The sequence below is a fragment of the Ruegeria sp. YKSD179 genome, assembly GCF_059612885.1.
In genome coordinates this window covers 158,989-180,162 of record NZ_JBXWRL010000003.1, presented here as the reverse complement: position 1 = coordinate 180,162, position 21,174 = coordinate 158,989, and the positions used below count along the sequence as shown (strand labels likewise).

The 21,174-nt window shown below is 53.3% G+C and carries 21 protein-coding genes; 16 read left to right on the top strand and 5 right to left on the bottom strand.

Features of this window, described 5'->3' with window-relative positions:
- Window positions 1–11: 11 nt before the first annotated feature.
- From AC2FNE_RS02700 to AC2FNE_RS02680, 5 genes are all read left to right on the top strand, one after another.
- Window positions 12–722, top strand: coding sequence for a VIT1/CCC1 transporter family protein (locus AC2FNE_RS02700; RefSeq protein ID WP_170473747.1), 711 nt, complete (start codon window positions 12–14; stop codon window positions 720–722).
- Window positions 723–848: 126 nt separating this feature from the next.
- Window positions 849–3,545, top strand: a complete 2,697-nt coding sequence (locus AC2FNE_RS02695) for a DUF2339 domain-containing protein (RefSeq protein ID WP_496804724.1) — start codon at window positions 849–851, stop codon at window positions 3,543–3,545.
- Between the two features lie 163 nt (window positions 3,546–3,708).
- On the top strand, window positions 3,709–6,627 hold the full coding sequence (gene ileS / locus AC2FNE_RS02690) for an isoleucine--tRNA ligase (RefSeq protein WP_496804723.1): 2,919 nt from the start codon (window positions 3,709–3,711) through the stop codon (window positions 6,625–6,627).
- 84 nt (window positions 6,628–6,711) lie between these two features.
- Window positions 6,712–7,167 carry a methylated-DNA--[protein]-cysteine S-methyltransferase gene (locus AC2FNE_RS02685; RefSeq protein WP_496804758.1) on the top strand — a complete coding sequence of 152 codons (456 nt, stop codon included), beginning with the start codon at window positions 6,712–6,714 and terminating at the stop codon, window positions 7,165–7,167.
- 76 nt (window positions 7,168–7,243) lie between these two features.
- A complete protein-coding gene (locus tag AC2FNE_RS02680) occupies window positions 7,244–7,711 on the top strand; it encodes a hypothetical protein (RefSeq protein ID WP_170473736.1) in 468 nt (155 codons plus the stop codon).
- Window positions 7,712–7,718: 7 nt separating this feature from the next.
- Here the strand turns inward: AC2FNE_RS02680 and AC2FNE_RS02675 are convergent, their stop codons facing one another.
- The 4 genes from AC2FNE_RS02675 to fsa form a co-directional block, all read right to left on the bottom strand.
- The gene (locus AC2FNE_RS02675; protein WP_170604661.1) at window positions 7,719–8,423 is read right to left on the bottom strand and encodes a CDP-alcohol phosphatidyltransferase family protein; all 705 of its coding nucleotides are present in this window, start codon (window positions 8,421–8,423) and stop codon (window positions 7,719–7,721) included.
- An 85-nt stretch (window positions 8,424–8,508) separates the two neighbouring features.
- On the bottom strand, window positions 8,509–9,429 hold the full coding sequence (locus tag AC2FNE_RS02670; protein ID WP_170604663.1) for a tyrosine recombinase XerC: 921 nt from the start codon (window positions 9,427–9,429) through the stop codon (window positions 8,509–8,511).
- Window positions 9,426–10,133, bottom strand: coding sequence for a DUF484 family protein (locus tag AC2FNE_RS02665; protein ID WP_170610407.1), 708 nt, complete (start codon window positions 10,131–10,133; stop codon window positions 9,426–9,428). Before AC2FNE_RS02665 ends, AC2FNE_RS02670 begins: the two co-directional genes overlap by 4 nt.
- Window positions 10,134–10,328: 195 nt before the next feature.
- Window positions 10,329–10,982 carry a fructose-6-phosphate aldolase gene (gene fsa, locus AC2FNE_RS02660; protein ID WP_496804722.1) on the bottom strand — a complete coding sequence of 218 codons (654 nt, stop codon included), beginning with the start codon at window positions 10,980–10,982 and terminating at the stop codon, window positions 10,329–10,331.
- A gap of 90 nt (window positions 10,983–11,072) precedes the next feature.
- On the opposite strand from fsa, the gene AC2FNE_RS02655 reads away from it, so the two are divergent.
- From AC2FNE_RS02655 to AC2FNE_RS02640, 4 genes are all read left to right on the top strand, one after another.
- The gene (locus AC2FNE_RS02655) at window positions 11,073–13,268 is read left to right on the top strand and encodes a primosomal protein N' (protein ID WP_170604666.1); all 2,196 of its coding nucleotides are present in this window, start codon (window positions 11,073–11,075) and stop codon (window positions 13,266–13,268) included.
- Window positions 13,269–13,347: 79 nt separating this feature from the next.
- On the top strand, window positions 13,348–14,580 hold the full coding sequence (locus AC2FNE_RS02650) for an MFS transporter (protein WP_170473720.1): 1,233 nt from the start codon (window positions 13,348–13,350) through the stop codon (window positions 14,578–14,580).
- Between the two features lie 64 nt (window positions 14,581–14,644).
- A complete protein-coding gene (locus AC2FNE_RS02645; RefSeq protein ID WP_170473717.1) occupies window positions 14,645–15,517 on the top strand; it encodes a 50S ribosomal protein L11 methyltransferase in 873 nt (290 codons plus the stop codon).
- Window positions 15,518–15,621: 104 nt separating this feature from the next.
- Window positions 15,622–15,966 carry a hypothetical protein gene (locus AC2FNE_RS02640; protein ID WP_170473715.1) on the top strand — a complete coding sequence of 115 codons (345 nt, stop codon included), beginning with the start codon at window positions 15,622–15,624 and terminating at the stop codon, window positions 15,964–15,966.
- A gap of 108 nt (window positions 15,967–16,074) precedes the next feature.
- On the opposite strand, the gene AC2FNE_RS02635 is transcribed toward AC2FNE_RS02640, so the two are convergent.
- Window positions 16,075–16,287 (bottom strand): DUF1127 domain-containing protein, encoded by a 213-nt coding sequence (locus AC2FNE_RS02635; protein ID WP_170473714.1) that lies wholly within the window; start codon window positions 16,285–16,287, stop codon window positions 16,075–16,077.
- 332 nt (window positions 16,288–16,619) lie between these two features.
- On the opposite strand from AC2FNE_RS02635, the gene ruvC reads away from it, so the two are divergent.
- The 7 genes from ruvC (at window position 16,620) to tolR (ending at window position 21,159) form a co-directional block, all read left to right on the top strand.
- Complete coding sequence (ruvC, locus tag AC2FNE_RS02630; protein WP_170473713.1) at window positions 16,620–17,117, top strand: crossover junction endodeoxyribonuclease RuvC; 498 nt, start codon at window positions 16,620–16,622, stop codon at window positions 17,115–17,117.
- Window positions 17,114–17,794, top strand: coding sequence for a Holliday junction branch migration protein RuvA (ruvA, locus tag AC2FNE_RS02625; protein WP_170604668.1), 681 nt, complete (start codon window positions 17,114–17,116; stop codon window positions 17,792–17,794). Before ruvC ends, ruvA begins: the two co-directional genes overlap by 4 nt.
- A gap of 4 nt (window positions 17,795–17,798) precedes the next feature.
- On the top strand, window positions 17,799–18,818 hold the full coding sequence (gene ruvB, locus AC2FNE_RS02620) for a Holliday junction branch migration DNA helicase RuvB (protein WP_170604670.1): 1,020 nt from the start codon (window positions 17,799–17,801) through the stop codon (window positions 18,816–18,818).
- A 60-nt stretch (window positions 18,819–18,878) separates the two neighbouring features.
- The gene (locus AC2FNE_RS02615; RefSeq protein ID WP_170473708.1) at window positions 18,879–19,502 is read left to right on the top strand and encodes a hypothetical protein; all 624 of its coding nucleotides are present in this window, start codon (window positions 18,879–18,881) and stop codon (window positions 19,500–19,502) included.
- A complete protein-coding gene (ybgC, locus tag AC2FNE_RS02610; RefSeq protein ID WP_170473706.1) occupies window positions 19,499–19,882 on the top strand; it encodes a tol-pal system-associated acyl-CoA thioesterase in 384 nt (127 codons plus the stop codon). The genes AC2FNE_RS02615 and ybgC overlap by 4 nt, the downstream gene beginning before the upstream one ends.
- Window positions 19,883–19,991: 109 nt before the next feature.
- Window positions 19,992–20,687, top strand: a complete 696-nt coding sequence (tolQ, locus tag AC2FNE_RS02605) for a protein TolQ (protein WP_170604673.1) — start codon at window positions 19,992–19,994, stop codon at window positions 20,685–20,687.
- Between the two features lies 1 nt (window position 20,688).
- A complete protein-coding gene (tolR, locus tag AC2FNE_RS02600) occupies window positions 20,689–21,159 on the top strand; it encodes a protein TolR (protein ID WP_496804721.1) in 471 nt (156 codons plus the stop codon).
- Window positions 21,160–21,174 lie beyond the last annotated feature (15 nt).

Sequence of the window (21,174 nt, the reverse complement as noted above, 5' to 3'; positions counted from 1 at the left end):
CGGAGCCAGCCATGACCGATCACGGCCACAGCGAGCAGGAAATCACCGCCCGCATTAACGCACCGCCGGGGCGCGGAGTGTTGCGCGACGTGGTTTACGGTGGAATAGACGGTTCAGTCACCACCTTCGCCATAGTTGCAGGCGTGGCGGGTGCGGGTCTGTCACCATTCGTGATTGTCGCATTGGGTTTGGCCAATGTCCTGGCGGACGGGTTTTCAATGGCGGCAGGTAATTATTCAGGAACGAAGGCCGAATTGGATAACATTCGCCGCCTTCGCGCCGTTGAAGCAAGGCACATCCAGCTTTATCCCGAAGGTGAACGGCGCGAAGTTCGCGAAATTCTTTCGCAAAAGGGCCTGACCGGAAGCGTTCTGGAAGACGCGACAGATGCTATTACAGCCAACCACGAAAACTGGATCGATCTGATGATCGAGGGAGAATACGGGCTTAGTGGCGTCGATCCACATCCGATGAAGGCTGCGATGGCGACGTTCTTTGCCTTTCTTGTCGCAGGAATGATCCCCTTGTTGCCTTTTTTGGCTTCGGTCGAAAACGCATTTACCGTCTCTGTCTGGATGACCATGGGAGTGTTCTTTTTTATAGGCGCCTTAAAAAGCCGCTGGTCATTAGCTCCTTGGTGGCGTTCAGGGCTCGAAACCACCCTGATCGGAGGTGCTGCAGCGTCGATCGCCTATCTGGTGGGGTCACTTTTTCATCCCTGACCCCTTTTCGCTTGATGTCCGTCGCAATAAATGACTTGCACAAAACATTGAAATAATAAGACAATCTGAAACAATTCCGCACATGTGCTGGGGTAACCTAGAGCAACTTAAACTTGGAGGTTTTACTTGGAAACGCTGGTTGCTCTTGTTGTTTTTGCTATTCTGGTCGCCATACCTGTGTCGATTGTCGTCCTGCTGGTCAAGCAAATACGCATGCGTCGCAGGCTGGATGATCTGGAACGCACTGTTGCGCAACTTCGTGGCGCAGATACCGAATTGCCACCGGCATCTTTACAAAAACCCGCGGAACCTCTCAAAGGACCTTGGAAACAGTCTAAAGCCAAGGAAAAACCTGCTAAAATCGAGCCAACCAAGATTCAGCGGCCCGTCAAACCGCCTAAGGAAAAATCCGAACAGAGCAATTGGTTCAGCAGATTTGGTGCTTGGCTTCGTGAAAACTGGTTTTATGCAGTTTCAGCGTTGTCGCTGGCATTGGCGGGCATATTCCTGGTCCAGTATGGGGTAGAAACCGGCTTGTTACCTCCGGCGGCGCGGGTGGTCGCAGCGCTGACCTTTGGCGCTGCGCTAATTTTGTTTGGCGAGGTCGTCCGCCGCCGATTTGGCGACGATGAAAAGTTTGCTTCCGCGTATATCCCGTCGGTGTTTTCCGGGGCTGGCTTGGTTACGCTTTTCGGAGGCGTGTTGGCCGCGCGCCAGCTTTACGATCTCATCGGTGCCGAATCCGCCTTGTTTGCGATGATAGTTGTCGCTCTGATTGGTCTGCTGCTTGGCTGGTTTCATGGTCCATTGCTGGCAGCCGTAAGCCTGATCGGTGCCTATGCAGCGCCCTTTGTTGTGGGTGGAACTTCGGAAGATCCGACATGGCTATTGGGTTACTTTCTCGCTGTTGCTGTTCTGGGTCTCGGGATCGACACGGTAAGGCGATGGGCCTGGATTTCGATCTTATCGCTAGTTGGCGCATATGGATCTGGCGCGATGTTGGTGTTTTCCGCGCCAACGACTGAATCTGGATATCTGACATTTGTCACGGTGATTGCCTTGGTTTCTATTGCGATACCTGTGCGGCGCATTTGGCCTGATCACTCTGGTCCGATGACGTTTGAAATCTTCGAACGAAAGGATGGAGATGCTTGGCCAGCGTTTCCAACGCTTCTGGGTTTCGGCACGGTGGCAGTAACATCTGGGATTTTGTCCTTTAACGGGGCGGATTCAATCGCCGAGTTTTGGCTCAGCGTGTTTCTATTATCTGGCCTCACCCTGTCTCTGACCCTTTGGGCACGAAACGCAAGGGCGCTGCAGGATGCAACCTTGCTGCCTGCTTTAGGGCTGGTTTGGTTTGTCTTAGCGCACGGCCTAGATGGTGGCTTGGCTGCGCGAGACTTTGCGATAACGTATGCTCAGACAGCTGAGGCGGATTTTCCATGGGTTGCGACTGTTCTTGTCGCTTTAGGAGCCATTATTTCGGTTTGCGCTGCGCTACGATCGTTCGCTTCCAGGCGCTATTCCGTGGTCTGGGCCGGTGCAGCGGCGGTATTTGCTCCGCTCTTAGGAATAGCGCTTGAAATCGGCTGGCTTCCAGCTCTGGTAATCGGAGCCTATACGTGGGCACTGCATGCAGTCGCACTTGCAGTTTTGATGGTTGTCCTTGCCGAAAGATTCGCCCGTGTTGACGGAGAAGAGCGGATTAGAACCGCCCTGTTCACGCTGTCTGCCTTATCTTGCATGACCTTTGCCTGTGTCATTGTTCTTAGCTCAGCCGCGCTTACTATCGCAATTGTGGTTGCTACCATAGTCGCAGCCGCGCTGGACAGAGCGTTCAAGCTGCCACCGATGAGTTGGTTCATTTGGGCCGGTGTATTTTCTGTCACTGTACGCCTTGTGCTGGACCCTGGTCTTGACTGGGCGAATTCTGCTCCGTTGCTCGAAATGACGCTGGTTTACGGAGGCGCGGCGGTCGGGTTTGTAGTTGCCTGGATTGTGCTTAAACCGCTTGATCGCCCGGTTGCAAAGTTGCTTTTGGAAAGCGCGGCGTGGGCGACTGCAGGTATCCTGCTATCGTTGTTGCTGCTGCGCTGGTTGGAAGGCTTTGGGGAAGGCGGGGCGCAGGACAGTCATTGGGGGCTTGGTCTTCTTTCGGTGATTTGGCTGTTGCTGGCGTATGCGCAGGTGCAAAGGTTCGAAATTGGTGGAAATCTGACCGAATTTCGCTATTTGCTCGCTGTATTCTTTGCAGGTCACGCGGCTTATCGGCTTGGGCAGGCGCTGACCGACGCCAATCCACTTTTGGTCCCGGATGCTGACCCGGTTTTGGGTCTGCCTGTTTTCAATACGTTGGCCGTTGCATATCTGCTGCCGGGACTTGCTATGCTATTTTCTGCATGGCGCATCAAGCCGATGCCCAAACTGTTACGTCAAGTTAGTTATGGTCTTGCGGTCCTATTGGGCTCTGTATGGCTCGGGTTGATGATTCGACATTTTTGGCAGGGTGCGGCTGGAATGTATGCGGACAACGGAGTGTCTCAGCCGGAACTTTATACATATACGGTGGTGCTTTTGATTATTGGGGCAGTGTTGTTTTATCAGTCACTTGCCCGTCAATCTGGCCTGATGCGAAAGGCAGGTTTGGCAGTGATCGGTTTGGCTGTCGGCAAAGTTTTCCTAATCGATATCGCGGGATTGGGAGGCTTAATCAGGGTGTTTTCGCTTTTGGTATTGGGCTTGTCTTTAGCAGGTCTTGCGTGGCTAAACCGCTGGGCCAAACTTCGTCAGTCGCCCCAATCACCGGAACCACTGGACCATTAGCCGCTGGCGTCTTATAAGCCCCGCATGTTTGACCGGATGGCCATCATTATTCGAATTATATCCCCGGCGCTCTGATATCGCGAGACGCCGGGCAAAGGTGCTTGAGAATTCGCACTGACCGCTTCGACCCATATACGACAAGATCATCCAAGGGACGCCTCCAATGTGCGCCGACATGACCCAGACACCTGACTACAAAGATACGCTGAACCTGCCCAAAACCGATTTTCCGATGCGAGCTGGATTACCCAAGCGCGAGCCTAACTGGTTGAAGCATTGGGAGAAAATCGGGGTATATGATCGATTACGTGAAAAAGAAGGGCGCAAACCTTTTACCCTACATGACGGTCCCCCCTATGCGAACGGTCACTTGCACATTGGTCATGCGCTGAACAAGACAATCAAGGATATGATAGTGCGCAGCCATCAAATGATGGGTTTTGACGCGCGGTATGTTCCAGGCTGGGATTGTCACGGCTTGCCGATCGAATGGAAGATCGAAGAGCAGTACCGAAAGAAGGGCAAGAATAAGGATGAGGTGAACGTTGTGGATTTCCGTCAGGAATGCCGCAAATTCGCTGACGGCTGGATTGATATCCAGCGTGAAGAGTTCAAGCGCTTGGGCATCACCGGCAACTGGGCCGATCCCTACATCACTATGGATTATCACGCCGAGGCCGTGATTGCCGATGAGTTCATGAAGTTTCTGATGAACGGCACGCTTTATCAGGGTTCAAAGCCTGTGATGTGGTCGCCCATCGAAAAAACCGCGCTGGCCGAGGCTGAAGTCGAGTATCACGACAAGGAGAGCTTTACCATCTGGGTGAAGTTCAAAGTCGTTAATACGGGCGACGTGACGCTGGATAACAGCTATGTGGTCATTTGGACCACCACTCCGTGGACCATGCCGTCGAACAAGGCTGTGGTCTATGGCGAAGACATTTCTTATGGCCTTTACGAAGTCATCGGTCGCCCAGAGGAATGCTGGGCGAGGATTGGCGAGCGTTATCTGCTGGCTGATGATCGTGCTGCGGATGTTTTTGCGCGCGCGCGTCTGGATGACTCAATGTACCGCCGCGTTTGCGATGTTTCGCAGGAGGATTTAGCCAAGATCCAATTGACCCACCCGCTGGCCGGGGCCGAGGGCGGAAACGGCGAATGGGATGACATCCGTGATTTCCGCGCCGCGGACTTTGTGACCGATACTGAAGGTACCGGCTTTGTCCACTGCGCCCCTTCGCATGGTATGGAAGAATTCGAACTCTACCGCGACTTGGGGATGCTTGAGCAGGTCATCACTTATAATGTGATGGACGACGGCTCGTTCCGCGCCGACCTGCCGTTCTTTGGAGGCAAGTACATCCTGTCTCGCAAGGGTGGCGAAGGCGACGCAAACAAGGCGGTCATCGACAAACTTGCAGAAGTTGGCGGACTGCTGGCAAGAGGCAAGATCAAGCACAGCTATCCGCATTCGTGGCGCTCGAAAGCGCCGATCATATACCGTAATACGCCGCAGTGGTTTGCGTCGGTCGACCGTAAGTTGAATGATGGCATGGGTGAGATGGGTGACACCATCCGCGAACGTGCTTTGCGGTCAATCGACGAGCTGGTGAAGTGGACGCCGCAGACTGGCCGCAACCGCTTGTATTCGATGATCGAAGCGCGACCGGATTGGGTTCTGTCGCGCCAGCGAGCTTGGGGCGTGCCGCTGACTTGCTTCACTAAGAAAGGCGCGCTGCCGACAGACACGGATTTCCTTCTGCGTAGCGAAGAACTGAACGCACGCATCAAGGCTGAGTTCGAGAAAAGCGGTGCAGACATCTGGTACACAGACGGTTTCAAAGAGCTAATGTTGGATGGCATCGCCAACCCGGATGAGTACGAACAAGTCTTTGATGTGTTGGACGTTTGGTTTGACTCGGGCTCCACCCACGCTTTCGTCTTGCGCGATCGCGAGGACGGAACAGAGGACGGTATCGCAGACGTCTATATGGAGGGCACCGACCAGCACCGCGGTTGGTTTCACTCCTCGATGCTGCAGGCCTGTGGCACCAAAGGCCGTGCGCCTTACCGCAACGTAGTTACCCATGGTTTCACGCTGGACGCCAAGGGTAACAAGATGTCCAAGTCGCTGGGCAATACGATCGTTCCGGAGGAAGTTGTCAAGCAATACGGCGCGGATATCCTGCGCCTGTGGGTCGCGCAGACTGATTACACTGCTGATCAGCGTATCGGCCCGGAAATTCTGAAAGGCACCGCCGACAGTTACCGCCGATTGCGTAACACTATGCGTTTCATGCTCGGTTCTCTGGCTGACTTTACCGAAGCGGACCGGGTTGACCCAAGTGAAATGCCGCGCATGGAACGCTGGGTGCTCAGCCGTCTAGCCGATCTTGATGAACAGGTGCGCAAAGGCTACGCCGCATTTGATTTCCAAGGCGTGTTCAGTGCAGTGTTCACTTTTGCAACGGTAGACCTGTCATCGTTCTATTTCGACGTTCGCAAAGATGCGCTGTATTGCGACGGTGACAGTGCTCGTCGTCGCGCATCCCGCACCGTTTTGGACATCTTGTTCCATCGTCTTACGACGTGGCTTGCCCCGATCCTTGTTTTCACGATGGAAGAGGTTTGGTTGGAACGTTTCTCTGGCGACGAAAGCTCTGTCCATTTGGTCGATTTTCCGGATACGCCTGCGGAGTGGCGTGATAAAGAGCTTGAGGCTAACATGGCCAAGGTTCGCCGCGTTCGCCGTGCGGTCACTGCAGCCCTTGAAGTTCAGCGACAAGACAAAGTAATTGGCTCAAGCCTTGAAGCTGCGCCCATTGTTCATGTCGAAGATGCTGAAACACGCGCGCTTCTGTCCACGTTTGACGTTGACGACATGTGCATCACATCAGGCCTGATCGTGTCGGGTGATCCTTCACCTGCCGAGGCGTTCCGCGTACCCGAAATCGAAGGGATCGGAGTGGTGTTTGAAAAGGCAGATGGTGAAAAATGTCAAAGGTGCTGGAAGATTCTGCCAGATGTCGGACGCCATTCCCACTCGGGAGTTTGTGGCCGCTGTAACGATGCGCTTGGATAAAATTTTGGGTCTCCGCCGAACACTAGGGCGGAGACAATGCTTGCGCGGCTTGCGAGGGTCACGTCGATCTGCGAGCCTGAATATATGGCGATGATAGCAGTCAATACGCAGTTCGGGCGGTTAGGGGTTGAGGAAAAAGACGGTGTTGTAACCCGCCTGATGTGGGGGGGTGTCGAAGAAGGCGAAGCAACGCCGCTTCTGCAAGAAGCAGCTGCTCAATTGCGCGCATACGACATGGGTCGACTTCATCGGTTTGACCTTCCGATGAAAGTTAGCGGTTCAAAATTTCAACAGCGTGTCTGCGAAGTCATGTCGAACATTCCGTTCGGGGAAACTTTGACTTATGGCGATATAGCACGAGAATTGGACCAGCCGGCGCAACCAGTTGGCCAAGCTTGCGGGGCTAACCCAATTCCTGTGATTATCCCGTGTCACCGCGTTTTGGCCGCGAATGGTCTTGGTGGATTTTCAGGGCAGGGCGGTATTGAAACCAAAGTTGCCTTGTTACGCCACGAGGGGGCTGCCGGTCTGTTGATATGAAATGCGGAATACGGTTGCATTCTAACAGTTTGCGGCCCAACTTATACAGAATGTTGAATTTGAAGGACCGCATTCCATGAACGCCCAGACCGATCCGGCTACGCGAAAGAAGGCTATCATAGATCACCTCATGTCGCTTGAAGCGCAGGAGCTGGCGACCGCGCAGGCCCATTACGATGCTTTTCTAAAAGACTCGCAATTGGATGATCGCGAGGTGCACGACAAAGATGACATTGCGGCTTCGCGTGAAAATGCGGATTTGGCCGCAGCCTTTGACGCGCCGGTACACGCACATCATGCCAAAATCGACGTGATCGAGAACACCGATTTCAGCCTGACTGATACCGTGCAACCCGGCGCAGTCATCAAGTTCAATAACCGCCGTTTCGTTGTCTGCGTTTCGACCACTCGGTTTGAAGTAGACGGCCATACTTATATGGGTATTTCAACCCAAAGCCCGATTTATTTGGCGATGGCAGGGCTGCGTCAGGGTGATGTTTTCACCCATAACGGCACCGAGTTTGAAGTGCAGGAAATCCTGTAGGCAAACTTTATGCTTCAACTTTTTTACGCATTGGGACAATCTGCTGGGCGATCCCGGCGGAAACCAGATAAATACTGGTGACGACCAACCCCCAATGCGCCCAGCTTTCGGGGTGAAAGTCGACCCAAGCAGACCAACCAGCGAAGAATGTCCAGGCAAAGGCCATGGGCAGGGACAAATTTCGCCAACGTTCAGTACGTATGGGGTGAATGAATTTTAGTGGCAGAAACATAGCAATCGAAAACAGCGTGACCAACATCAGGATGACCCAAAAATTCGGCTCCAAGGCAAAGACAACAATAACGAACATGTTCCAACAGCCCGGAAATCCTGAAAAAGAGTTATCTTTCGTTTTCATGCGTGTGTCCGCGAAATACATCGCGCTGGCAAACGTAATAACAATGATCGCGAACCAACCGGTCCACCCGTCCATCAAACCGGATTTGAACAAGGCAAAAGCCGGAATAAAGACATAGGTCAAATAATCGATAATAAGATCCAGCAGGACCCCGTCAAATTCCGGCGCATTTTTCTTTACATGATAGTGACGCGCCAGTGGCCCATCGATTCCGTCCACGATGAATGAAACCACTAGCCACAAATACATAAGGCTCCATTTTTCTTCGACGGCGGCAAGCATTGCCAGCATCGCAAAAACGGCACCTGTTGCGGTAAACAAATGAACGGAAAGAGCTTTGAATCTGATTGTCATGCTGGTGTCATGTACGAACTCATCCAAAGATGCAAAGCAAAAAACCAAAGGCGGACGACCCAGAAATTCAATAATTTATTTGCTGTCAGGCCTTTGGATGCGCTCGATTATAAACCTCCATTAATCGGGCGGTATCGACCGCCGTATAGGTTTGTGTTGTCGACAATGAGGCGTGCCCAAGCAATTCTTGAATTGAACGCAAGTCACCCCCCGCAGACAGCAAATGCGTGGCAAAGCTATGGCGCATTGCGTGCGGGGTGGCTGTCGCTGGCAAGCCAAGTTGCATACGTGCCTTCGCCATGACGCCTTGAATAGCGCGCGGGTTCAAAGCACCGCCTCGAACTCCTCGAAACAACGGGGCGTCGGGCGATTGCGGGTGGGGGCAAAGCCTGAGATATCGATCGACGGCAGCGCGTGCCGCTGGAAGGACCGGTACGATCCGTTCTTTGTCGCCTTTGCCAAGGATACGTATCGTGTCTGGCAAAGGTGCGTCTGCGCCCGTCAGAGAAAGTGCCTCGGATATTCGTAGACCACACCCATAAAGCAAGGTGACAACCGCAACATCACGTGCGGCAACCCAATCTGACGTCGATTGTATCTCGACGGTTTCGATCATCGCGCGCGCTGCGTCCTCGGCCAGCGGGCGGGGTAGTTTCTTTGTGAATTTTGGTGCACGGGTGGACAAAACGGCGGTGGGCTCAAAGCCTTCTCGTTCAGCCAGCCAACGATAGAAGCTTTTTACAGCTGACAGCTTTCGCGCCAGTGATCTGGAGCCGACGCCGGCACTACGCTGTTCGGCCATCCACGCCCGCATATCGGATAATGTAACCCGCTCCAACGCAGACAATCCCTGGCGTTCACTGTGATGCAGTGTAACAAAGGAAAGGAACTCGGTCACATCGCCACGATATGCTGCAAGAGTGTTTTCGGAACGTCCGGCGAGAGCCCCAAGACCATCCAGCCAATGCTGCAAAGCGTCGCGACAGGCTGGAGAGATCAGGCTCACGACAGCCAGTGGCGCATCGAACGCTCGAACACACCGGCAAAGAACGCAAGTAAGTCAGTCCCAAGCTGTGGTGAGAAATGACGAGGGTCAACGGCGCCCATTACAATCATTCCGGGCAGTCGACCTTCGCCTAGTTCCAGTTTTAAGCAAGCTTCCGACCGCAGATGCGAGGCTTTTTCACCGTAAATATTTGGGCAAGGATGCTGAATTTCACGTAAAACAACCTCACGCAGCGGGCCATTTCTGTCTCCGGCCATATACCTGTCGACCGAGCCGGGTTCAGCAACTGTAAGGATGCCGCCGAGTTTGTTAACAGCAGGATCTTCTTTGATCACAGTCGTTTCCAGAAGCAAGGTGATGTGATCGACACGTAATATTTCGGCCACATCGTTACCTAAGGCGTAAAGAAAATCTTCAAATTCAACAGGTTCTAACAGACACAGAATGGCACGATGAATCTGATTGGTACCCGCCAAATTCTCGTAAGCCGCGGCGATAACGGATCGGTGCGTATCTTCTAGCCGATCAAGCCTCGCCTCGAGCCGTTGCATCGCTATGCCACGCAGGTCAATGACGTTGTCGCCGCGTGCTTGTTCGTTGGCTGCCACTAGCGCCTGCATTAGATCCTTGTCATCTAATACAACGTCGGGTTCGGCTAATATCGCCGCACGCAAATTGTCTTTGAGTTTAGGGTTGCTGCTCATGTCCTGTCCGGTCTTTTTTTGTTGAGCGGACTTATAACATGCCTCGTTTGATTTGCCTTGAGAAAAATTCCGGTGAAAAAGGATTTACGGTCTGCCTGTGGCCTAAACTTTGCCAACCGTCAGAACCTGATTGCTGTTCAGGCCCTGACAGCTTCATCTGGCGCCGATTCTTTCTTTCTACAAGCGTTACTAATTTCAGAGAATTTTTTGCCCTGTCTTCGCCCAGTCGGCTAGGAAAGCTTCCAGACCCTTGTCCGTTAGTGGGTGGTCGGCAAGCTTCTTGATCACAGCAGGTGGGGCGGTGATAACGTCTGCACCGATGCGCGCACTGTCTGTCACGTGGTTTACCGTGCGGATTGACGCCGCCAGAATTTCGGTCTCAAAGCTGTAATTATCATAGACCTGCCGAATATCCGCAATCAGATCCATACCATCAAGATTGATGTCATCCAAACGCCCTATGAATGGTGAAATGAATGTCGCACCAGCCTTTGCTGCAAGGATTGCCTGATTGGTCGAAAAGCACAGCGTTACGTTGACCATCTGGCCTTCGTCGCTAAGCGTTTTGCAGGTTTTTAAACCGGCCCATGTCAGTGGGACTTTGACCGCGATATTAGATGCAATTTTGGCAAGCTTGCGACCTTCGGCGATCATCTCATCCGCCTCGGTAGCGACAACTTCGGCCGAAACTGGTCCGTCAACCAAGTCGCAAATCTCCTTGGTTACTTCCAAAATGTCGCGTCCTGATTTCAGGATCAAAGAAGGGTTGGTAGTCACGCCGTCCACCATTCCCAAATCGTTCAGTTCGGCGATGGCATCAATCTCGGCTGAGTCTACGAAGAATTTCATTGGGCAGTCCTTTGAAGGGTTGGCGTTGGTCGCGGATGGCTTTACCTCAAAGAGACCCGTGCTGAAACCCCTGCCGAGGATGCATTAGCCTTGAGCGCCCAAGAATTTTTCGAAGAAGGTGAGTTGGTGGCCGTTTTGACCACTCAGCCTCTTGATCGGACTTTGGATTACAAAGCACCCGAAGGAGGGTGTTTTCTTGGTGCTTTCGTCGAAGTGCCACTAGGGCCACGTAAGGTGTTGGGAGTGGTTTGGGGGCCAGGGAAAGGTGATTTCGATCGCAGCAAGGTTCGTTCAGTGATCCGAAAACTCGAAGTGCCGCCAATGCGCGAAGAAATGCTGGTCTTTCTTGGACGCGTCGCGGATTACACGCTGACACCAATGCCTTCGATGCTGCGTTTGGCCACACGGGCGCCGGGTCTGGGCGACCCGCCATCGATGCGCAAGATATACCGCTTGGGTGACAGGCTGCCAGATCGAATAACCGATGCACGCACTCGGGTGCTGGAAGTATTGCGCGAATACGGTGGTCTGGCTTTTACACTAAAGGAACTGGCCGAACAGGCTGGTGTTACTTCGTCGGTAGTAAAAGGACTAGTGAAACAGCGTGCGGTGCGAGAAGAGGACAGTCCGCGTGATTTGCCATACCCGCATCTCGATCCGGATTTACCGGGCAAGGAATTGACTGAGGATCAGCAAGATGCAGTCAATAAGTTGCAAGAGGGAATACGTACAGAAGATTATGGCACAACGTTACTGAAAGGTGTCACCGGTTCGGGCAAAACTGAGGTTTATCTTGAAGCAGTAGCAGAGGTTTTGCGAAAAGGTCGTCAGGCGCTGGTTATGCTGCCTGAAATTGCCCTTACAGCAGAATTCCTAACCCGAGTCGAGGCGCGGTTTGGAGCCAGACCAGCAGAGTGGCACTCAGGTGCGACGATGACCGAGCGCCGCAGGGTTTGGCGCATGGTCGGGCAGGGTAATGCGCAGCTTGTTGTCGGAGCAAGATCAGCTCTGTATTTGCCCTTTCGCAATCTGGGCTTAGTGGTCGTCGATGAAGAACATGACACGTCTTACAAGCAGGAAGACGGTGTACACTACAGCGCCCGTGACATGGCGGTTTTGCGTGCAGCCATCTGCGGAGCGCGAGTAATTCTGGCAAGCGCGACGCCATCGCTTGAAAGCTGGGCAAACGCTCAGGCGGGCAAGTACGATCGATTGGACCTGACTTCGCGTTTCGGAGACGCAGTTTTGCCAGAAATGAAGCCAATCGACATGCGTGCCGAACAGATGCAGCCAGGGACGTGGATTTCCCCTTCGTTGCGGCAGGCCGTTCACCAGCGGATCGAAAGGGGCGAGCAGTCGCTTTTGTTCATAAACCGACGCGGATATGCGCCTGTGACCTTGTGCCGGGCGTGCGGCGAACAAATTGCATGTGATCACTGCGATGCGCGGATGGTCGAGCACCGTTTCCTTAAGCGCTTAATGTGCCATCAATGCGGTGAGACCAAACCGATGCCAGAGGCCTGCCCATCCTGTGGCGTCGAAGGTAAACTGGCCCCGGTCGGACCAGGAATTGAGCGATTAGCCGAAGAAGCTGAGGCGACATTCCCTGATGCCGAAATAGAGATGCTCAGTTCTGACTTGTTCGGTTCGGCCCGTTCGCTGAAAGCCAAAATCGAGGAAATTGCGGAAGGAAACGCAGATATCGTCATCGGTACCCAACTTGTGGCCAAGGGGCATAATTTTCCAAAGTTGACTTTGGTCGGTGTAATCGATGCGGACCTCAGCTTGCATGGTGCGGACCTTCGGGCAGCTGAGCGGACATTTCAATTGATGCGGCAGGTGGCTGGACGGGCAGGGCGGGCCGACAGGCCGGGTCAGGCTCTTTTGCAGACGTTTCAGCCAGAGCACCCTGTCATTCGCGCAATACTTTCGGGGGATGAAGAGGGATTCTGGCGAACGGAGGCGGCGGAAAGGCAGGCGGCCGGTGTGCCCCCGTATGGTCGAATGGCTGGAATTGTATTATCTGGTCCGGAAGCCGCGCTTGTCTTTGACATTGGCAACGCGATGGCACGCAACGACGCGCCACTACGCGAAATCGGCGCCCAAGTCTTTGGCCCGGCCCCGGCTCCCATCGCCCGCATTCGCGGACGGCACCGGGTAAGGTTACTTGTCAAAGCACCTAAAGCTGCACCGATTCAGGATGCCATCGCCCGTTGGATTGCGCCCCTTCAGTTGAAAGGCGACATTCGTCTGACTGTCGATATCGATCCGCAAAGCTTTTACTAAGGTCTGCATCTATGCAGATCCACTGTGCCCTTGCGCTTTCTCTCTCGCCAAGCCGCTTAAATGGGCGTACAGGGCATTCATGCTGAAACTCATGCCGCTTTCCGAAGCGCGGAGCCTTCCGTTCTGGCGCCGACCCGTCACGTTGCTGTTCGCGATGGCAATTATTATGCCGATCGCCTTCAACGCGTGGAGCGCCCTGCTGAACAACTTTGTGATTGAGGTAGCGAATTTCGACGGTGCAGATATCGGGCTTCTGCACACGGTGCGCGAAATTCCAGGGTTTCTTGCTGTCGGCGTGATCGCGGTAATCTTGTTCATACGAGAGCAGGTTCTGGCGATGATTTCGCTGATGTTGCTGGGCGTGGCGACTGCAGTAACGGCGTGGTTTCCCAGCCTAGGTGGCCTATTGTTTGTTACATTATTCAGCTCCATTGGGTTCCATTACTACGAAACAGTCAACCAGTCTCTGCAATTGCAATGGCTACCTATAGACCGCGCCCCTCAGGTGTTGGGATGGCTTGTGGCGATGGGTTCCGCCGCGACCATGGTCGTCTACGGCGTGATCGTACTGACTTGGGATCGTTTTGATCTGTCCTATAACGCGGTATTTATGGCTGCGGGTGGGCTTGCCGCAGTATTGGCGCTGTTTTGTTTAGTCGCTTACCCGCAATTCGATTCACCTACAGCGCAGACCAAAAAGCTGGTTCTTCGCCGCAGATATTGGTTGTATTATGCATTGCAGTTCATGGCCGGTGCGCGAAGGCAGATTTTCGTGGTTTTTGCAGGCTTCATGATGGTCGAGAAATTCGGTTTTGAGGTTCATGAATTAACCAGCCTCTACCTGATAAACTTGGCGATCAACATGATGGCAGCCCCGTTGCTGGGTAAAGCGGTGTCCAGGTTCGGAGAACGCCGCACATTGATTTTTGAGTATACGGGTCTTGCCATTGTGTTTGCGGCCTACGGCGGAATCTATTGGTTTGGATGGGGTGTGCTGTTGGCCGCGATCCTTTATGTAGCTGACCATGTGCTGTTCGCATTGGCGCTGGCGCTGAAGACATACTTTCAAAAGATAGCCGACCCGGCGGATATTGCACCAACGGCTGCTGTGGCCTTTACCATCAATCATATCGCGGCTGTCTTCCTGCCAGCGCTTTTGGGGTTGTTGTGGGTCGTCTCACCCGGTGCAGTCTTCGCTATGGCGGCAATGATGGCGCTTGTTTCATTGGGCCTGTCTCTGCTGATCCCGCGCCACCCGGAACCGGGAAACGAAACCGTACTTTCCAAATATGCTCCGGCACCGGCTGAATAAGCGGAAGCTTGACCTTGACTGTCTGTGGCCCTAGGCGCTGGGTTATTTTAGACAGGAGGTCGTTATGCCTACATTCACAGCCTTGACGACTCTTTCCGGCAAAGCCCTTGCCGAAAGTCTTGGCGACGCAATGGAACGCTTATTTCCTGAACCAACGGGGGTTGGAGTATTCGAAGTAGAAGACGGTTCAGGTCTGTGGGAAGTTGGGGGTTACTTTACCGAAACTCCCGACGAAACCGCATTGGCTGTTTTGGCGGCAGCTTTTCAAGCCAGACCTTTTGTCGTTTCCGAACTTCCGGAAACGGATTGGGTCGCACATGTCCGCCGTGAATTGGCCCCGGTCGAGGCAGGCAGGTTTTTTGTTTATGGCAGCCATGATGCCGATAAGTTGCCAGACGGATGCATCCCACTTTTGATCGAGGCTGCGATGGCCTTTGGCACTGGGCACCACGGGACGACCTTGGGTTGCCTTAAAGCGCTGGATCGATTGATCGAAAAGGGTTTCAAAGCCTCCAAGGTGGCCGACATCGGTTGCGGTACCGCCGTGCTTGCAATGGCGGCAGCAAGAGTTTGGGATGGAGAGATCATTGCCAGCGACATAGATCCTGTAGCCGTGGAAGTGGCGGAGGCTAACTTGAAAGCAAATGAAATGCTCAGCGCAGTGAAATGTGTTGAAGCTGCCGGGTTTGACCATCCCGACCTGAAGGCAAACGCGCCATACGACTTGATTTTCGCGAATATTCTAAAGGGGCCATTGATTGCATTGGCGCCTGATATTTTGAGCAATTTGAGGATTGGAGGGTATGCGATTCTATCGGGAATTCTAAATGAGCAGGCAGAAGATGTTCTAAAAGTTTATTCCCAAATCGGCTTCAATCAGTCTCAAAAACAAGAAATTGGTGACTGGACAACTCTAATCTTAACAAATCAGGGCTAAAATTAGACCATTTACAGGAGTTTTTTAGAGTTTCGCCACGGATTCGGCGCATTCTGTTTTTACCGTAAAATGGTGGAAACGGGGGGCGGTTTTCGGAGGCTGCCATGACTGGAAAACAACTTGACTTTGGTCAGCGCGTAACGCGTCTGAACAAAAAACATGAAAAACTAAGTCGGGGGTATCGAGCAACGATGCGGCCTGACGGCTTGGTTGTAATGAAGCCGCAACGCGTCAAGTCGGCGATCCCGGCCAGGGTTTTGCTGCTGTGTCTGCTTGCTTTTTTCGGGTTCAAGGCGTTGTTGCTGTTCCATCTGGGTGAACCCGCTTACAGCGAACGCGTCGAAATTCTGAGCCAGGGTACGAATGTAGAAGTTGCGGGCGCTTGGATCATGCAGATCGAACCCGTTTCGCAATTCTTTTCGGACCAGATCGCCAAGGTCCTTAACTAAAAGTTTTGATTGAGGCGGCCCTAAAAGAAACACCGCTTGCGTTTTTGCAAGCGGTGTCTGGTTGCCCTTTCATTCAGAAAAGGCTTTTGGGTTGCGAAAATTCACACCTCAGAGGCGGCCCTCGGCGACCACGTCGATATCTCCCCGGCACAACCCGATATCATCCAGTTCGCGGTCAGTTAATTCGTTAAGCGCGTTGCGTGTAACGCGAGCGTCATTCCATTCAACAACGGCGTTAGCGGCCAATGCGAAAAATGCGCCGATACGGCCAACGAGGCCGAATGAGCCAGAGGCGATGCGGGTGTTATCCAGTGCAGCCATATCCTGTTTCCTTCTTGATTGCGTTTTTGCTCGGTCGTGTATTTCAAGCGGCATCTAGTGCTGCAAATTGGATGGTACAAGAACATTTTTTGCATGGGTCGTATGCATTTATTGCAATGCTCAAAATTCCTAAAACGCCTTTAAATCATTGGTTAAATTCAGTTTAGAAACTGGTCGGTTTCAGGATATCTGCTGTCGTAAACTGGTCGCCGTGTCGTGCGCGGAACAGGCTTGTCGTTTTTAGATGTCTGTTCAATTCTCTTGGAAAATGTTCACGCTTCGTGCTAATCAGTAAGAAAGATCACAAAATCCCAAGCAGGCTGGGGCAAATCATGCGAATTCTGGGCATTGATCCAGGGCTTAGAACCCTAGGATGGGGCGTCATCGAATCGCATGGCAGCCGCCTGAGTCACGTTGCCAATGGATTGTGCAAATCAGATGGGGACGATCTTGGAGAACGGCTATTATCGCTGCACAACCAGATTGTCGAAGTGATCGCCGAACATCGGCCGGATCAGGCTGCCATTGAGCAAACGTTTGTAAACAAAGATGGGGCTGGAACGCTCAAACTGGGTCAGGCGCGTGGCGTTGCTTTGCTGACATTGGCGCAAGCTGGTCTACAGATTGGAGAATACGCGCCGAACCGGGTGAAAAAGACCGTCGTCGGTGTTGGGCATGCGGAAAAGGAACAAGTGTTGCACATGGTAAAGTTGCAGCTGCCCGGTTGCAGTCCAAAGGGAGCGGACGCGGCGGACGCGCTGGCGATTGCAATCTGTCACGCCTATTACGGAAAGTCGCAACAGGTGCAAGTCAAAGAGGTGCGGGCATGATCGGCAAGTTGGCGGGTCGGCTGGATTATCGCGCAACGGATCATATCCTGATCGACGTGCGCGGTGTAGGCTATATCGTTTATTGCTCGGATAGAACGATGGCCGCGTTACCTGTGGTGGGCGAGGCGGTCGCACTGTACACTGACATGGTCGTGCGTGAAGACCTGATGCAGCTTTATGGTTTTCCGTCGCTGATGGAGAAAGAATGGCACCGGTTGCTGTGTTCCGTGCAGGGCGTTGGAGCAAAGGTTTCACTAGCCATTTTAGGCGCTTTGGGTCCGGACGGAGTGAGCCGGGCAATTGCGTTGGGTGACTGGGGTGCGGTCAAGGCAGCCAAAGGCGTCGGGCCTAAAACGGCACAGCGAATTGTGCTGGATCTTAAGGACAAAGCGCCGGGTGTCATGGCAATGGGGGCAACGGTAACTGATGCGATGGATGGACCGAAAATTGACGTCGTGGATGTTGTCGAACCTTCGCCGGTATCAACCAGGCCATCAGTGAAGCCATCTTCGGATGCCGCTGCAGCTTCGGCCGGAGCGTTATCTGCGCTTTCCAATCTGGGTTATAGCCCGTCGGATGCGGCGTCGGCTGTAGCTGAAGCGGCGGCCAACGTGCCGGACGCGAGCGAGGCTGAACTGATCAAGGCTGCGTTGAAACTGATGGCTCCGAAAGGCTGAACACATGGTAGATGCCGATCCCGCCCTGCGTCCGGAACCTTTGCCCGAAGACAATGATCGCGCCTTGCGCCCACAGGGTCTGGGCGAATTTATCGGACAGGTGGAAGCGCGGGCTAATTTGGGGATTTTCATTCAATCGGCACGACAACGGGGTGAAGCAATGGACCATACATTGTTTCATGGTCCGCCCGGCTTGGGCAAAACAACGTTGGCGCAGATCATGGCGCGGGAATTGGGTGTGAATTTCCGTATGACTTCGGGACCCGTACTAGCAAAGGCAGGGGACCTTGCTGCGATCCTTACCAATCTTGAGTCGCGGGATGTTCTGTTCATCGACGAAATTCACCGTCTGAATCCGGCGGTGGAAGAGGTTCTTTATCCTGCAATGGAAGACTTCGAGCTGGATCTCGTGATCGGAGAAGGTCCGGCTGCGCGTACAGTTCGTATCGAACTGCAGCCTTTTACTCTGGTCGGAGCAACGACACGCATGGGGTTGTTAACCACGCCACTGCGCGACCGCTTCGGTATCCCAACGCGCCTTCAATTCTACACCGTGGACGAGTTGCACGAGATCGTTACGCGAAACGCACGTAAATTAGGCGCACCCGCAGACGAAGACGGTGCGAGAGAGATTGCCCGCCGCTCGCGTGGAACGCCACGGATTGCGGGGCGTTTGCTACGTCGAGTGGTTGACTTTGCCATTGTTGAAGGTGACGGACGCATTACGCGCGAACTGGCAGATAGTTCACTGACCAGACTTGGCGTCGATAATTTGGGCCTTGATGGTGCCGATAGGCGGTACCTGAACTTGATCGCGGAAAACTATGCAGGTGGCCCTGTGGGGATCGAAACACTGTCAGCAGCGCTTTCAGAAAGTCGGGACTCGTTGGAAGAAGTGATTGAGCCGTATTTGTTACAACAGGGTTTGATTCAACGAACGCCTAGAGGGCGCATGCTGGCTCAGAAGGCATGGACACATCTGGGTTTGTCGGCCCCCAAAAGTCAAAACGATCTGTTCGGATGACCGAAGCAATTTAGAATTTGGTTGGCGCAAGAGTAATTTTGGAAAGATGAAGGGCAACGCGTGACCCCGGACGAAATCGAAGAACTGTTTACACGTGAAAGTGGGGAGTATTTGTTCGCTCGTTGGGGGCGACCAATCGTTCCTATTGTTTTTGGTGTCGAAGAGGAAACTCTGCGGACAATAAAAGGCGCTTTCGAAGCTGTTGTGACGCTGGCAGGGCACAAGATGGCCGAGACCGATCCTGAACTGGGTGCCAACTGCATGGTGTTCTTTTTTCGGGAGTGGCAAGAATTACTGGAGGTTCCCGACCTTGACCGTCTGATCCCAGATCTTTCACCTCTGGTTGAACGGCTTTTGGCCGCAGATGCCAATCAGTACCGCATTTTCCGGTTTGATGAGGACGGAGCCATTCGTGCATCGTTTATTTTCCTGAAAATGGATAAGGAATTGTCAAAAGTTCCAGCCGAGACGTTGGCATTGAGCCAGGTTGTACAAACAATTGTTCTTTGGTCGGATAGTGCTTTTCGCAGCCAATCTCCGCTGGCATTAGCGGGCGAAAAAACAATCCTGCGACCTGAGATTGCGGCGATAATCCGTGCTGCATATGATCCTGTCTTGCCAGGGGCTGCGCAGGATCCATCTCATGCGTTGCGCCTTTTTGCCCGTTTGGAGCTGCCGCAATGACCCATACTTTTCCCGTGCGAGTGTATTACGAAGACACAGACATGGGCGGTGTCGTCTATCATGCGAATTATCTGAAGTTCATTGAGCGTGCGCGTTCAGACTATGTTCGCGCGCTTGGAAATGACCAGAACGCTATGCGAGACGCTGGGGTGGTCTGGGTCGTGCGGCGGATTGAGGCGGACTATTTGGCCCCCGCGAAATTTGATGATGTCTTGGAGGTTGAGACGAAAGTCATATCAATGTCCGGAGTTCGTTTGACCATGGCGCAGGTTGTTAAGCGTGATGAAACCGACCTGTTTCGCGCTACGGTTACAGCGGTTTGTATCAACAAAGACGGCAAACCGATCCGGCTGCCGGCAGAGATTCGCGCATTAATGTAATAAAACACACCTTTGTGGTGGTTGTGTTGGCATTTCGAACCCAACTGCGTTAGCGTCTGACAAAACAAGGCCAAGAAAATGGCTATCAGGCAAAACAAAGAGCAGGTTCATGGAAGCTGAAACGCTGGCGCTGGCGCAGGAGATCGACTTCTCCATGTGGGGGCTATTTGCCCGTGCAACATTTATTGTGAAACTTGTGATGCTGATCCTTGTGGTCGCGTCATTCTGGTCGTGGGCAATTATCATACAGAAGCTGATAAACTATCGGTCCGCCCGGAAAGAAGCGCAGGTGTTCGATGAATCCTTTTGGTCGGGGAACCCACTGGACGAACTTTTCGAACAAGTTGGAACCCAGCCCAACGGCAGCTCTGAAAAGATATTCGCTGCGGGAATGATTGAATGGCGAAGGTCGCACCGCACCGATGGGGGCTTGATTGCCGGGGCCACAGCGAGAATCGACCGATCAATGGATGTGGCCATCGCCAAAGAGGCCGAAACACTGCAGAAAGGCCTGTCGATTTTGGCGACGGTCGGTTCCACCGCGCCGTTCATCGGGCTTTTTGGCACTGTCTGGGGAATCATGAACGCCTTTATCGAAATTGCAGAGCAGCAAAACACCAATCTTGCTGTCGTGGCGCCTGGTATTGCTGAGGCATTGCTTGCGACTGGTCTTGGCTTGTTAGCTGCGATTCCGGCGGTGATTTTTTACAACAAGCTGAGCGCAGACAGTGACAGAATCGTTGGCGGCTATGAAGCCTTTGCTGACGAATTCGCGACAATATTATCAAGACAGTTGGACAGCTGACATGGGTGCGGCGGTTCAGCAACCCTCGGGCGGTAACGGTCGCAGGCGCAGGCGGCGCCGCGGACGTGCGCAACCAATGGCTGAAATCAACGTCACACCATTCGTTGACGTAATGTTGGTTTTGCTGATCATCTTCATGGTGGCCGCTCCTTTGTTGACTGTTGGTGTGCCCGTGGATCTTCCCAAGACGGCTGCAAGCGCTTTGCCGGGCGATAACGAAGAACCCTTGACGGTGACTCTGACTGCTGATGGCCGGGTGCAGATTCAAACTACCGATGTATTGCGCGACGAGTTGATTGGCAAATTGCGCGCGATAGCGGCAGAACGGAGCAGTGACCGTGTATTCCTGCGCGCTGATGGTTCCATTCCCTACGCTCAGGTGATGGAAGTAATGGGAGCGTTGAACGCGGGCGGTTTTTCCAATGTGGGTTTGGTAACAGATACCGGTGGGCCAACCCTGGACGACGGTTAAGAGTGAGGTCGCGCG

Coding starts and splice junctions, on each gene's coding strand:
- ruvB (WP_170604670.1), top strand. CDS start 17,799: ATGGTAGATGCCGATCCCGCCCTGCGTCCGGAACCTTTGCCCGAAGAC.
- AC2FNE_RS02635 (WP_170473714.1), bottom strand. CDS start 16,287: ATGGCTGCACTGGATAACACCCGCATCGCCTCTGGCTCATTCGGCCTC.
- AC2FNE_RS02645 (WP_170473717.1), top strand. CDS start 14,645: ATGCCTACATTCACAGCCTTGACGACTCTTTCCGGCAAAGCCCTTGCC.
- tolQ (WP_170604673.1), top strand. CDS start 19,992: ATGGAAGCTGAAACGCTGGCGCTGGCGCAGGAGATCGACTTCTCCATG.
- AC2FNE_RS02675 (WP_170604661.1), bottom strand. CDS start 8,423: ATGACAATCAGATTCAAAGCTCTTTCCGTTCATTTGTTTACCGCAACA.
- fsa (WP_496804722.1), bottom strand. CDS start 10,982: ATGAAATTCTTCGTAGACTCAGCCGAGATTGATGCCATCGCCGAACTG.
- tolR (WP_496804721.1), top strand. CDS start 20,689: ATGGGTGCGGCGGTTCAGCAACCCTCGGGCGGTAACGGTCGCAGGCGC.
- AC2FNE_RS02665 (WP_170610407.1), bottom strand. CDS start 10,133: ATGAGCAGCAACCCTAAACTCAAAGACAATTTGCGTGCGGCGATATTA.
- ruvA (WP_170604668.1), top strand. CDS start 17,114: ATGATCGGCAAGTTGGCGGGTCGGCTGGATTATCGCGCAACGGATCAT.
- ruvC (WP_170473713.1), top strand. CDS start 16,620: ATGCGAATTCTGGGCATTGATCCAGGGCTTAGAACCCTAGGATGGGGC.
- ileS (WP_496804723.1), top strand. CDS start 3,709: ATGTGCGCCGACATGACCCAGACACCTGACTACAAAGATACGCTGAAC.
- AC2FNE_RS02640 (WP_170473715.1), top strand. CDS start 15,622: ATGACTGGAAAACAACTTGACTTTGGTCAGCGCGTAACGCGTCTGAAC.
- ybgC (WP_170473706.1), top strand. CDS start 19,499: ATGACCCATACTTTTCCCGTGCGAGTGTATTACGAAGACACAGACATG.
- AC2FNE_RS02685 (WP_496804758.1), top strand. CDS start 6,712: ATGGCGATGATAGCAGTCAATACGCAGTTCGGGCGGTTAGGGGTTGAG.
- AC2FNE_RS02650 (WP_170473720.1), top strand. CDS start 13,348: ATGCTGAAACTCATGCCGCTTTCCGAAGCGCGGAGCCTTCCGTTCTGG.
- AC2FNE_RS02700 (WP_170473747.1), top strand. CDS start 12: ATGACCGATCACGGCCACAGCGAGCAGGAAATCACCGCCCGCATTAAC.
- AC2FNE_RS02680 (WP_170473736.1), top strand. CDS start 7,244: ATGAACGCCCAGACCGATCCGGCTACGCGAAAGAAGGCTATCATAGAT.